Genomic DNA, 11,783 nt, shown 5'->3' with positions numbered 1-11,783 from the left:
CACATCCTGCGCGGCCTGCTCAAGGCCCTCGACGCCCTCGACGAGGTCATCGCCCTGATCCGCGCCTCGCGCACGGTCGAGGTGGCGCGCGACGGGCTGATCGACCTGCTGGACATCGATGAGATCCAGGCCACGGCGATCCTCGACATGCAGCTGCGTCGTCTGGCCGCCCTCGAGCGGCAGAAGATCATGGAGCAGCACGACGAGCTGCAGCGCCTGATCGACGACTACACCGACATCCTGGCCAAGCCCGAGCGGCAGCGGCAGATCATCAAGGACGAGCTCGGCGAGCTGGTCGACAAGTATGGCGACGCCCGCCGCACCGAGATCGTCCCCTACGACGGCGACATGTCCATGGAGGACCTGATCCCTGAGGAGGACGTGGTCGTCACCATCACGCGTGGTGGTTACGCCAAGCGCACCGTCACCCGTGAGTACCGCTCGCAGCACCGCGGTGGCAAGGGTGTGCGTGGCGCCTCGCTGCGTGGCGACGACATCGTGGAGCACTTCTTCACGACGACGACGCACCACTGGTTGCTCTTCTTCACCAACCTCGGTCGCGTCTACCGCGCCAAGGCCTACGAGCTGCCGGAGGGCTCGCGCGAGTCCAAGGGCCAGCACGTCGCCAACCTCATGGCCTTCCAGCCGGGGGAGAAGATCGCGCAGGTCCTGGCGATCCAGGACTACATCAACGTCCCCTACCTCGTCCTCGCCACCCGCAACGGCCTGGTCAAGAAGTCCCGTCTGGACGACTACGACTCCAACCGCTCCGGCGGTCTCATCGCGATCAACCTGCGCGACGGGGACGAGCTCGTGGGCGCCTCGCTGGCGTCGGCGGCTGACGATCTGCTGCTCGTGTCGGTCAAGGGTCAGTCGGTGCGGTTCACGGCGACCGACGACACGCTGCGGCCGATGGGTCGCTCGACCTCGGGCGTGACGGGCATGAAGTTCCGCGACGGCGACTCGTTGCTGGCGATGAACGTCATCGAGGACGGCACCGACCCGGACGTCTTCGTGGTGTTCGAGAACGGCCTGGCCAAGCGGACGCTCTCGTCGGAGTACCCCGTCAAGGGCCGCGCGACGCTCGGTGTGCTCGTGGCCAAGGCCTCGGACCGTGGCGGCGACCTCGTCGGTGCGCTGGTCGTGTCCCCCGAGGACGAGGTCATGCTGGTCATGGAGAAGGGCCGGATCGTGCGCTCCCGCGTCGACGAGGTCCGCTACACCGGCCGCAACACCCAGGGCGTGACCTTCGCCAACCCGGGCAAGAACGACGCGATCGTGGCCGTGGCCCGCAACGTCGAGCGCGCCGCGGAGGAGGAGCTCGAGGAGGCGGGCGCGCTCGCCCCCGAGGGTGACGACGACGCCGGTATGCCGGGCGACGGCCCCTCGGACACCGCCGACACGGGCGCCGGTGACGGCGCTGCGAGCACGACGGAGCCGTCCCCAGGCACTAGCGTGGCCGGGGAGAGCGACGAGACGGACGTGTCCGACGACGCGACCACAGCCGAGGACCCGCAGGAGGACGACCAGTGAGCAGCTCGAGCAGCTCGGCATCCGACCGCACCCAGTCGATGGACGCCGTGAACGACACGGCGGTGCGCGAGCCCGTCCGCACCACGTCGGGCGGTTCCGTCCCGGCGGCGGGCTCGGGCACGGGCAGCGGCCGGCAGGCCAAGCTCCGCGTGCAGCGGGTCGACCCTTTGTCGGTGCTCAAGCTGGCGTTCCTGCTGTCGGTGGCTGCGGGCATCGCGGGGGTCGTGCTGATCGCCGTGCTGTGGATGATCCTCAACGGGATGGGCGTATTCTCGTCGATCAACGAGATGGTGCTCGGGCTCCTGCCGCAGGGCAAGGAGTTCGACCTCATGGACTACGTCGGCTTCAGCCGCGTGCTGTCCCTGTCGATCGTGATCTCGTTCATCAACATCCTGCTGCTGACGGCGCTGGCCACCCTGGCGGCGTTCCTCTACAACATCTGCGCCTCCCTCGTCGGCGGCGTGCAGCTGACGTTGAGCGACGAGTGATCGCAGCCTGAGCAATCGCGCGACGGGCCTGCCCTCCACGACGGTGGGGCGGGCCCGTCGTCGTCTGCCCAGGCTGGTGGGTGCGGGTCGCAGCTGGCCCGTGGCGACGCGGTGGGATAAGGCGCCGCCCGCGATTTGCGGGCCACGCCTGCGGTGGGTAATCTTACGTCTCGTGCTGATCACGCAGGTGAACGGCACGCACGCGGTGCAGGGGCCTATAGCTCAGTCGGTTAGAGCGCTGTCCTGATAAGACAGAGGTCACTGGTTCAAGTCCAGTTAGGCCCACCACCACTGCCCCTTGATTTCGCCAAGGAGTCGCATGTTCAAGGCACTTCTCGCATCTGCTGCGGCCGCTGCCGCCCTGTATGCGAACAGCGAATACCAGAAGCAGAAGCTGGGCAAGGAGCTGTGGGCGAAGGCCACGCAGGAGCCCGCCACGCAGGCGGCCACCGAACAACCTGGCTGAAAAACCCTCGGGGGTATGGCGCAATTGGTAGCGCACCTGCTTTGCAAGCAGGGGGTTAGGGGTTCGAGTCCCCTTACCTCCACCGAGAACGAAGAGCCCCCCACGGATTCGTGAGGGGCTCTTCGCCGTCCGGTGCCCGCGACGGCGCGGGCAGCGCTCAGAGGAAGGCCAGTGGGTCGAACTCGTCGATCGGGATGACGCGCAGGCGCGGCAGCGTCGCGTTGAACGCCTTGACGTCGTGCTCGAGGTCGAAGAACTCGAGGCCCTGTGCCTCCAGGGGCGAGAAGCCGGCGTTGCGGAACTCCTTGAAGCCGATCAGCCCGACCTTGCGGGAGCCGCCGAGCAGCGGTTCGAGCTGCGGGAGGAAGTCGCCGTCGTGGCTGACGAGCATGACGTCGGCCTGCAGCGTCACGAGGGCGTCCAGCGTCTTCTGGATGGCCATGTCGACCACCTTCTCGCCCTCCGCGCCGGAGAGAGGTATTGGCTGGTAGCCGAGCGCCGTCAGGGCCTGGATGAACGCCATCGGCAGCTCGGGGCCGTTGGCCGCGAGGAAGAACAGCCCCTTGGCGTCCTGGTGCCACTGGCGCTGGGCGAACTTGAGTAGCCTGTCCCAGCGCGGGCGCTCGTCAGGGTGGGGGCGGCGGCCGAGGATCGAGGTGCCGAGCGTGGCATCGATGTTCTCGCCGTCGATGAGGAGGTAGGTGGTGCGCTGAGCCATGGCTCCAACCTAGTCCATGCTGGGCTGACGACGATGGGCCGGTGTTTCACGTGAAACACCGGCCCATCGTCGTCGGGGAAGAGTCAGAGGGACGCGACCGCCTCGTCGACGGGCGTCGTGCCGTTGACGACGACGAACGTCTCTCGGACGGCATGCCCGCTCGTCAGCACCTGCGCGAGCGTGTGGGCGACGTCGCCGCGCGTGATGGGCTGACGCTGCTGGTCGGGGTTGATCGTCACCTGGCCCGTGGGCGCGTCATCGGTGAGCATTCCGGGGCGGACGATGGTCCAGTCGAGGTCGCGGGTACGCAGGTCGGCATCCGCGCCGCCCTTGGCGTAGAGGTAGACCTGGAAGACGCCGGCGTCGACGTTCTCCGGCGCGTCGGAGCCGATCGACGACACCATGACGTAGCGTCGCACGCCCGCCTGCTCCGCAGCGTCGGCGAGCAGCACCGCTCCCATGAGGTCGACGCTCCACTTGCGCGCCCGACCCGATTCCGGGCCGCCACCCGCGGCGAAGACGACGGCGTCGCAGCCGTTGATGACCTCGGCGACGTCGTCGACCGAGGCGTCCTCGAGTGAGATGACGGCGGGCTCCATTCCCGCGGCGCGCAGGTCGTCCGCCTGCTCCGGTGTACGGATGAGGCCGACGACGTCGTGGCCCTCGCCGCTCAACCGCTGCCCGAGCAACCGGGCGATCTGGCCATGTCCTCCTGCAATAGCAATACGCATGCCTCGACACTACTCCTGTGGGCATCAAGCGTCGATCCGTCTCGATGGTTTCATCTACGCGTATCTAATAGATCGAGTACAGCGAGGTAGCAAGCGCTGACATGGTGCTCGTGACGTCGTCACGAGTAGCGACGCGTACGGCCCCGACCAGCACGAGAGGCCCGGACGGGAGCCTTGTCGGTTTGGGGAACGATCGACACGCGCGACAGCCATGCAGACGACGAGGCGGCCATCCCGTACGGGATGGCCGCCTCGTCGTGCCCGATCGCGAGGCCCTCAACGGGGCCTGGCGTCGGGGTGGAGCGTCGAACTCAGTGGTCGTCGCGAGCCGCGCGACGCGAGCTGCGCGTCTCGCCCGCGCTCGGGTCCTCGAGACCTTCCGTCGTCATGTGGCCCGAAGCCTCGGCGTCGGTCCACGACGCAGCCGTGCCGGGGGCGCCGGCGGGCTCGGCAGTCGGCGTGTCGACACCGGCCGGGCGCACCATCGTCGTGTCGTCGGCCTTCGCCAAGTTCGTCACGGGGTTGTTGATCGTCATCTCGTCACCGCGAGCCGTCTTGGAGTCTGCGATGGCGGCCTCCGAGAGGCGAGCGTCCGCCGCACGCTTCTTCTGCTGGTCGGCGTACACGAGGTAGCCGGCGCCCGCGAGAGCGGCGACACCGAGCGTGATGAGGAAGCCGCCCTTCTTCTTCTTGGGCGCGAGGGCCGGCGCGTACTGCGCGACCTGCTTCTGTGCGCCCTCGGGCAGCTGGCCGACGACGTTGTGCGACGCGGCGGTGCCGGCGGCAGCAGCGGTCGCGAGGATCTCCTTGAGGTGCGGCAGCAGCTCGTCCTTGTAGAAGTCGCGCGCGTTGTCGGCTGAGATGCCCTTGTCCTCGGCGACGGCCTCGGCGCGGCCCCGCAGGGCGGCGGCCTTGTACGCGACGTCCTCGCGGGCGCCCGGGCCGAAGGCGCTGACGGCCTTCTTCTCGCCCTTGGCGGCCTTGGCGGCCAGGAGCGCAGCAAGGGCCCCGGCCTTCTTGTCGGCCTTCTTCGACGCCTTGGACGTCTTCTTGTCAGCCTTCTTCATGAAGCGCGAGGAGTTCTTGTCTGCCTTCTTGGCAGCCTTCTTCCCCTTCTGCTGTGCGTCGTCACGAGCGTCCTTGGCGGAGTCGGCGACGGCGGCGAGCGAGGCGACGGTGGCGGCCTTCGCAGCGCCGGCCTTCTCGGCGACGGCTTCGCGCTGGTCGGCGGTCTTGTCGGCGACCTTCTCCGTCGCTGCCTCGACGTGCGGCGCAGCAGCGTCGCGGGCCTCTTCGAGCTTCTCGACGATCACGTCGCGGGCTTCCTCGGCCTTCTCGACGAGGGTCGGCACGACGTCCTTCTCCGTCTTGACCTTGGCCTCGACGGCCTTCTCGGCAGCGAGACCGGCGACGGCGAGGGCGGCGCCCTTGGCCTTCTCGGACTTGGTGGGTTCGGACTTGCACAGCATGGCTGGTCTTCCTCTCCAGTCGGCAGCAGTTCTTGACTTCATCCTGCCTTGTTCGGGCGGGGCTTACCAACCGGTTGTGAGGTATTGGACGCTGTGGGAGGTCGTTTCGCTGAGCGCGAACGCCCGAGACCTCATCATGACCTGTCGTGTTCCACGTGAAACACTGGAGACATGATCGCGACTCTGCACACCAACCACGGTGACATCAACATCAACCTGTTCCCCAACCAGGCGCCGAAGACGGTCGACAACTTCGTCGGCCTGGCGAAGGGCACCAAGGAGTACAAGGACGACGCGGGCCGCACCAACCCGCAGCCGTACTACGACGGTCTGACGTTCCACCGCATCATCCCCGGCTTCATGATCCAGGGTGGCTGCCCGCTCGGCGTCGGCATGGGCGGCCCGGGGTACAACTTCGACGATGAGATCTCGCCGGAGCTCAACTTCAAATCGCCGTACATGCTGGCCATGGCCAACGCGGGTACCCGCATGGGCAAGGGCACGAACGGCTCGCAGTTCTTCATCACCGTCGCCGACACGTCCTGGCTGCAGGGCAAGCACACGATCTTCGGTGAGGTCGCCGACGACGCGTCGAAGAAGGTCGTCGACGAGATCGCCGCCGTCTCCACCGGCGCCCAGGACAAGCCGCTCGAGCCCGTCGTCATCGAGAGCGTGACGATCTCCGAGTGACACCTCGCCTCCCGCCGCAAGTCGGGAGGTACCGCTGACGACTCCTCGTCAGCCAGCGCAGCCGAGATGGCCCCGTCGAGCATGACGGGGCCATCCTTGGTCTCACGCCTTCTTCCCGCACGCCTCCGACGAAACGAGACGACATGACGCAGCCGCCCGCCGGATCCGGCTCGGGTGCCTTCGGCGCCTCCGAGGCGCCGGACGCGGTACCCGTCTGCCCGCGCCACCCCAACACCGCTGCCTACACGCGCTGTCAACGTTGCGGTCGCCCGGCGTGCCCGCGCTGCCAGATCCCCGCGTCGGTGGGGTTCCAGTGCGTCGACTGCGTCGCGGCCGAACGGAAGACGAACCCGACGTTGCCGACCCGCTCGTCCCTGGGCATGACGACGGGCGCGGCGGCGCAGGGTCGACCCGTCGTCACGATCGGGATCATCGCGATCTGCTGTCTCGTGTGGCTGGGGCAGCTGGCGAGTGACGCGCTGTACCGCGACGTGTCGTTCGTCGCGGTGTTCGCGAGGGACGAGCCGTGGCGCTACCTGACGAGCGGGTTCGCCCACGACACCGGCACCCCGATGCACCTGCTGTTCAACATGATGGCGCTGTACTTCATGGGGCAGTACCTCGAACCACTCATCGGTCGTGTGCGCTTCGGGGCGCTGTACCTGCTCTCCGTGCTCGGTGGCTCCGTCGTCTACCAGATCATGACGGCGCCGTCGTCACAGCTCGATCTGCTGACGTCAGGGTGGGTGACGCCGCTGGTCGGCGCCTCCGGCGGTGTGTTCGGGCTCTTCCTCGCTGTCGTCGTGTTCAACCGCCGACTCGGCCGGGAGATCGGGCCGATGATGACGATGATCGCGATCAACGTCGTCATCGGTTTCACGGCGTCCAACGTGGCGTGGCAGGCGCACCTCGGCGGTGCGGTGGCCGGCGCCGTCGGCGCGCTCGTCCTGTATGCGCTGCGGCGCCGCCCGGTCGCGATGCAGGCCTCGGCGCTGGGCGCGTTGGCGGTGGCGCTCATCGCCGCTGCGTACGTCGACTTCTCGGTCGTGGGTGTCAGCTGGCCGCACATCGTCGGATGATCGTCGCCGTGGGCTGAACGAGGCCCCCGTCGTTCGTGGGGTGCTGCCGTCGGGTGGCACCCCACGATGCGTGTGGATGAGTTGCCTGTGGATGGTGTGCCGTTAGCTGTGGATGACGCGGTGCACCACCTGGGGACGGTGAGGACGAGCCGTCACCCACATGGTTGTCCACAGTTTCCACGGCTGGGGTGGGGAAAAACCCGCGGAACGCCGCTGATCTGTGCCAAGGGGTGGGGGCGATGGGCAGCGTCATCCCCAGCCGTGGGGTGGTTCGTCCACCGTCAGCGGCATGTTTTCCACCGTAAACAGCGGCTCGTCCACCGGCCGTCCACTGTTTTCCACAGGTTTGTCCCCAGGTGTGGAAAACCACACGCGTGTAACTACACACAGGCTGTGGACAAGTCTGGGGACAACGTCGTGGGTTGCAGGCCGCAGGGCGACGCCCGCACCGTCAGCCTTGCGGCGCGGCGCCCGGTGACCTCGTGGGGCCACGATGCAGCGAACCCGAGTGAGCAGACACAGACGAACGCCCGTTCCCACGAGGGAACGGGCGTTCGGTTCGGCGGGGCGTCAGCAGCGGACAGAAGGTGGCGTCACTTCCAGCGCGTCAACATGACGAAGCCGACCATGATGGCCGCGAAGCCGATGACGATGTTGCCGGCGTCGATGCCGGGGATCGGGTAGCTCGTCGTGCCGCTGGCGATGTAGTAGACCATCACCCAGGCGAGCCCGGCGAGCATGAGGCCGAGGGCGACCGGCAGCCACCAGCGGGGGTTGAGGCCGTCTCCGGCGGCGGCGCGCTGAGTGGCGTCGGTGGTCTTGCGGGCCACGGCATGGCTCCCATCTGAGTTCGGTGCGTCAACTAGGGTGAGAGCCTAGTTGATCCGGCCGGGCGATGCGTCGAGTGAAGGAGGCCGACCCCATGAGTGAACGCGACTCCGAGCGCGACCCGTCTGCGACGCCGCCCGCACACGTCGAACGCGCCACCGACGACGCTGCGCGCGACGCGTTGCCGATCGACGAGATGCCGCCCGCGCGCCGTCGCGGCTCGTTGGCGTGGAAGGCCGCCGTCCCGATCGTGCTGCTCGTCGCGGGGGCGATGTTCGGGGTCAGTTCCCGTGCGGCGAACGGCACGGATCTGCGCTCCGACACCACCAATCTCGCTGATGTCGTGCGGCGCGCGGATCAGCGCGTCAAGACCAAGCAGGAGGACGTCGCGACGTTGCGCGCCGACGTCGAGGCGGCGCAGCTCGCTGCGGCGAAGAAGGATTCGGGTGCGGCGCGTGCGTTGGCGCTGACGAAGCAGGCCGACAAGGCGCAGGATCCGGCGGGTCTCGCACCGTTGAGCGGGCAGGCCATCAGCGTGACGCTCGACGACAGCAAGAAGAAGGTCGAGGAGCTGCCGAAGGACGGTTCGCCGGACTGGCTCGTCGTGCACCAGCAGGACGTCCAGGCCGTCGTCAACGCCCTGTGGGAGGGCGGCGCTCGCGGCATCCAGCTCATGGATCAGCGCATCGTCTCGACAAGCGCCGTGCGCTGCGTCGGCAACACGCTCATCCTCCAGGGCCGCGTGTACTCACCGCCGTTCACGATCACCGCCGTCGGGGACCCGGTGAAGCTGCAGGCCGCGCTCGAGGCCGACGAGTCCGTCAAGATCTACAAGCAGTACGTCGACCTCGTTGGGCTCGGCTACAACGTCAAGGCCATCCAGAACACGACGCTGCCCGCCTTCACGGGCTCGGTGACGATGAAGCACGCGCACGTCCAGCCGTGACGCCCGTGTCGCTGCGCCGGCAGCCTGACCCCGGGCAGGATGGCGGCTGACTCATGGGTAGGCGCGTAAACTGCCCGCCGACCCGTGAGTTACCTGGCATCCTGAGCCATCCTGACGGCGGTGTCGGGGCTCCCACCTAGACTGGCGCGCATGACCGATTCGCCGCGCATCCTCGTCGTCGACAACTACGACAGCTTCGTCTTCACGATCGTCGGCTACCTCCAGCAGCTCGGTGCCGAGACGACCGTCGTGCGCAACGACGCGATCAGCGCTAAGGACGGCGCCGACTTCGACGGCGTCCTCGTCTCGCCCGGCCCCGGCACGCCCGAGGACGCCGGCGTCAGCATGGCGATGATCGAGGCGTGCGGTGAGCGCAACCAGCCGATGTTGGGGGTGTGCCTCGGCCACCAGGCGCTCGGCGTCGTGACGGGCTGCACCGTCGGTCGGGCGCCGGAACTGCTCCACGGCAAGACGTCGCAGGTGCACCACGACGGCACGGGCGTCCTCGAGGGGCTCGACGATCCGTTCACCGCGACGCGCTACCACTCGCTGACGATCGACCCGGCCACCGTCACCGACGAACTCGTCGTCAACGGCCGCACCGAATCGGGCATCATCATGGCCGCCCACCACCGCGACCTGCCGCTGCACGGCGTGCAGTTCCACCCCGAATCCGTCATGACGGTCGGCGGCCACCGCATGCTCGCCAACTGGCTCGCGATGTGCGGTTCGACGACGGCCGTCGCCGCCAGCGCCGGCATGGCACCGCTCGTGCGCACCGCCTGAGCGGCACACAGCCCGAACGCCGCGCCCCACCAGCGGCTCTCGAACGAGGAAAGCCCCCGATCCACAGGGCCGGGGGCTTCCTTCGTCAGCTCACTTGCTCGACGACTGCGACGGCGACGGCGTCATCGCGCTACCGTCCGATGTCGACGACGGACTCGTCGACGACGGACTCGTCGACGGCGACGGCGACTGTGTCGACGACGAGGGGGACTGCGACGTCGCGGGCGCGGAACTGGACGACGGGGCCGCTGACGACGAGGGCGGCTGCGTCACGGTGGCCGTCGCGGTCTTTTCGGGTGACTTGCCGATGTAGACGGTGACGGACGAGCCGTTGTTGACCTTCTTGCCGGCGTCGGGCACGTAGACGACCTTGCCGACCTCGTCGGGCCTGTCGGTGACCTGGTCCTTGGAGTCGATCGACAGGTGCGCCTTGTACAGCGCCTGCGCCGCCTCCGACGCCGTCTTGCCCGCCAGGTCGGGCACGGTGGCCTTGCCGCTGCTCTCGTAGAGCGTGATGTCGCTCGACGTGCCGAGTGATGCGCCTGCCTTCGGGTTGCTCTCGGCGATGATGCCGGCGTCGAGGCCGGTGTCGTCCTTCTTCGTCGGCGAGATCTTGATGTGGTTCTCGTCGATGCCGGCGGCGAGAAGGGCCGCCTTCGCCTCGTTGACGGCGTCACCGACGACGTTCGGCACCTTGACCGAGTCGGGGCCCGTGGAGACGGTGAGTGTCACGTCGGAACGTCGGGATGCCTCCGTCCCGCCCGCCGGATCTTGGTCGATGACGGTGTTCTCCGCGGCGTTGTCGGCGACCTCCCGCTTCGTGACGGTGAAGTCGGGCGACAGCGTCTTCGCGGCCTGCTCGTACGTCATGCCGCGCACGCTCGCGACGGTGACCTTCTCCGGCGAGCTGGGCGAGTGCATGAACAAGTAGCCGATGCCGAGGATGGCCGCGAGGGCTGCGACGGCCGCGAGGGCCCACCATCCGGCATGGGATCGGCTGGGTTCGCGCGAGTCGAGTTCGGCCGTCGAGTCAGCGGCAGCCGCCGTCGCCGCGGCGCGGCGCGTCGGGTAGTCGACGACCTCCGTGTGGTCGGCGGACGTCACCGTGCTCGCCTGCGCGGCAGCGGAGATCGGCTGGCCGGAGCGGGCGGCGAGGACGTCGGCGCGGAAGTCGGCGGCGCTCTGGTAGCGATCGTCGCGCCCCTTCGCGAGCGAGTGCAGCACGACCGCGTCGAGCGCCGGCGACACCGACGACTCGTAGAGCGACGGGGGTTGCGGCTGTTCGCCGATGTGCTGATAGACGAGGCTGACGGGCTCGCCGACGAACGGTGCGCGCCCCGTCAGCAGCTCGAACAGGACGCAGCCGGCGGAGTACAGGTCGGTGCGCGCGTCGACGCTCTGGCCTTGCGCCTGCTCGGGCGACAGGTACCGGGCGGTGCCGACGACGGCCTGGGCGCTCGTCATCGTCGCGCCGACGTCGGCGAGGGCGCGGGCGATGCCGAAGTCCATGACCTTGACGGAACCGCCGCGCGTCACCATGACGTTGCCAGGCTTGATGTCGCGGTGCACGATGCCCTTCGAGTGGCTGTACTCGAGGGCTGACAGGACGCCCATCATGATGCGGCAGGCCTCGTCAGCGCTGACCTTCTTCTCCTCGTTGAGGATCTCGCGCAGCGTCTGCCCGTCGACGAACTCCATGACGATGTAGGGGATGTCGACGGTGCCGCCCGCCGCTTCGACGAAGGTGTCCTCACCCGAGTCGTAGACGGCGACGATGTTGGCGTGGTTGAGCCCGGCGGACGCCTGCGCCTCGCGGCGGAAGCGTTGCAGGAAGCTGGGGTCGCGCGCGAGGTCCGATCGCAGGATCTTGATGGCGACGGGGCGTCCGAGGCGCGTGTCGTGGCCGGCGTGGACGTCGGCCATGCCACCGCGGCCGACGAGTTCGCCGACTTCGTAGCGGCCACCGAGGATGCGTGGTGTCGCGCTCATGAGATGTCCTTCGCGAGGGTCGGGATGGGGCGGTGCGCGGCGGCCGTGGAGCGCCGCAGA

Annotated in this window: 12 protein-coding genes and 2 tRNA genes; 9 read left to right on the top strand and 5 right to left on the bottom strand. The window is 68.3% G+C overall.

What is annotated here, in order from left to right:
• The 5 genes from B2284_RS10065 to B2284_RS10045 form a co-directional block, all read left to right on the top strand.
• Positions 1 to 1,533 (top strand): DNA gyrase C-terminal beta-propeller domain-containing protein (locus tag B2284_RS10065; protein ID WP_286697439.1); only part of this gene is annotated, 1,533 nt, incomplete at its 5' end.
• Entirely contained in the window at positions 1,530 to 2,021 is a 492-nt protein-coding gene (locus tag B2284_RS10060; protein WP_286697438.1) for a DUF3566 domain-containing protein, read from the top strand. The genes B2284_RS10065 and B2284_RS10060, both read left to right, overlap by 4 nt.
• 211 nt (positions 2,022 to 2,232) lie before the next feature.
• A tRNA-Ile gene (locus tag B2284_RS10055) sits at positions 2,233 to 2,309 on the top strand.
• 31 nt (positions 2,310 to 2,340) lie between these two features.
• Entirely contained in the window at positions 2,341 to 2,487 is a 147-nt protein-coding gene (locus tag B2284_RS10050) for a hypothetical protein (RefSeq protein WP_006944753.1), read from the top strand.
• Between the two features lie 9 nt (positions 2,488 to 2,496).
• Positions 2,497 to 2,569 (top strand) — tRNA-Ala (locus B2284_RS10045).
• A gap of 75 nt (positions 2,570 to 2,644) precedes the next feature.
• On the opposite strand, the gene B2284_RS10040 is transcribed toward B2284_RS10045, so the two are convergent.
• The 3 genes from B2284_RS10040 to B2284_RS10030 all read right to left on the bottom strand — a co-directional run bounded on the left by B2284_RS10040 (position 2,645) and on the right by B2284_RS10030 (position 5,405).
• Positions 2,645 to 3,205 carry an NYN domain-containing protein gene (locus B2284_RS10040; RefSeq protein ID WP_006944737.1) on the bottom strand — a complete coding sequence of 187 codons (561 nt, stop codon included), beginning with the start codon at positions 3,203 to 3,205 and terminating at the stop codon, positions 2,645 to 2,647.
• Positions 3,206 to 3,288: 83 nt separating this feature from the next.
• Complete coding sequence (locus B2284_RS10035) at positions 3,289 to 3,936, bottom strand: SDR family oxidoreductase (RefSeq protein WP_074045837.1); 648 nt, start codon at positions 3,934 to 3,936, stop codon at positions 3,289 to 3,291.
• A gap of 311 nt (positions 3,937 to 4,247) precedes the next feature.
• Positions 4,248 to 5,405, bottom strand: a complete 1,158-nt coding sequence (locus B2284_RS10030) for a hypothetical protein (protein ID WP_074045838.1) — start codon at positions 5,403 to 5,405, stop codon at positions 4,248 to 4,250.
• Positions 5,406 to 5,576: 171 nt separating this feature from the next.
• On the opposite strand from B2284_RS10030, the gene B2284_RS10025 reads away from it, so the two are divergent.
• Positions 5,577 to 6,095, top strand: a complete 519-nt coding sequence (locus tag B2284_RS10025; RefSeq protein WP_074045839.1) for a peptidylprolyl isomerase — start codon at positions 5,577 to 5,579, stop codon at positions 6,093 to 6,095.
• 143 nt (positions 6,096 to 6,238) lie between these two features.
• Positions 6,239 to 7,174 carry a rhomboid family intramembrane serine protease gene (locus tag B2284_RS10020; RefSeq protein WP_006944690.1) on the top strand — a complete coding sequence of 312 codons (936 nt, stop codon included), beginning with the start codon at positions 6,239 to 6,241 and terminating at the stop codon, positions 7,172 to 7,174.
• A gap of 593 nt (positions 7,175 to 7,767) precedes the next feature.
• Here the strand turns inward: B2284_RS10020 and B2284_RS10015 are convergent.
• A complete protein-coding gene (locus B2284_RS10015; protein WP_006944615.1) occupies positions 7,768 to 8,004 on the bottom strand; it encodes a cell division protein CrgA in 237 nt (78 codons plus the stop codon).
• A 92-nt stretch (positions 8,005 to 8,096) separates the two neighbouring features.
• On the opposite strand from B2284_RS10015, the gene B2284_RS10010 reads away from it, so the two are divergent.
• Positions 8,097 to 8,948 carry a DUF881 domain-containing protein gene (locus tag B2284_RS10010; RefSeq protein WP_240742476.1) on the top strand — a complete coding sequence of 284 codons (852 nt, stop codon included), beginning with the start codon at positions 8,097 to 8,099 and terminating at the stop codon, positions 8,946 to 8,948.
• 150 nt (positions 8,949 to 9,098) lie between these two features.
• Positions 9,099 to 9,734, top strand: coding sequence for an aminodeoxychorismate/anthranilate synthase component II (locus B2284_RS10005; protein ID WP_006944795.1), 636 nt, complete (start codon positions 9,099 to 9,101; stop codon positions 9,732 to 9,734).
• A gap of 90 nt (positions 9,735 to 9,824) precedes the next feature.
• Here B2284_RS10005 and pknB read toward each other — a convergent pair whose 3' ends face one another.
• Entirely contained in the window at positions 9,825 to 11,723 is a 1,899-nt protein-coding gene (pknB, locus tag B2284_RS10000) for a Stk1 family PASTA domain-containing Ser/Thr kinase (RefSeq protein ID WP_006944625.1), read from the bottom strand.
• Positions 11,724 to 11,783: the final 60 nt, after the last annotated feature.

This window comes from Dermacoccus sp. UBA1591, assembly GCF_002322065.1.
GTDB classification, from domain to species: domain Bacteria; phylum Actinomycetota; class Actinomycetes; order Actinomycetales; family Dermatophilaceae; genus Dermacoccus; species Dermacoccus nishinomiyaensis.
This window is presented reverse-complemented; position numbering and strand designations above follow the sequence as displayed.

What these genes read in the sequence shown, in the direction of transcription:
- B2284_RS10010 (WP_240742476.1), top strand. Translation starts at nt 8,097, where the DNA reads ATGAGTGAACGCGACTCCGAGCGCGACCCGTCTGCGACGCCGCCCGCA.
- B2284_RS10040 (WP_006944737.1), bottom strand. Translation starts at nt 3,205, where the DNA reads ATGGCTCAGCGCACCACCTACCTCCTCATCGACGGCGAGAACATCGAT.
- B2284_RS10050 (WP_006944753.1), top strand. Translation starts at nt 2,341, where the DNA reads ATGTTCAAGGCACTTCTCGCATCTGCTGCGGCCGCTGCCGCCCTGTAT.
- B2284_RS10035 (WP_074045837.1), bottom strand. Translation starts at nt 3,936, where the DNA reads ATGCGTATTGCTATTGCAGGAGGACATGGCCAGATCGCCCGGTTGCTC.
- B2284_RS10020 (WP_006944690.1), top strand. Translation starts at nt 6,239, where the DNA reads ATGACGCAGCCGCCCGCCGGATCCGGCTCGGGTGCCTTCGGCGCCTCC.
- B2284_RS10025 (WP_074045839.1), top strand. Translation starts at nt 5,577, where the DNA reads ATGATCGCGACTCTGCACACCAACCACGGTGACATCAACATCAACCTG.
- pknB (WP_006944625.1), bottom strand. Translation starts at nt 11,723, where the DNA reads ATGAGCGCGACACCACGCATCCTCGGTGGCCGCTACGAAGTCGGCGAA.
- B2284_RS10030 (WP_074045838.1), bottom strand. Translation starts at nt 5,405, where the DNA reads ATGCTGTGCAAGTCCGAACCCACCAAGTCCGAGAAGGCCAAGGGCGCC.
- B2284_RS10005 (WP_006944795.1), top strand. Translation starts at nt 9,099, where the DNA reads ATGACCGATTCGCCGCGCATCCTCGTCGTCGACAACTACGACAGCTTC.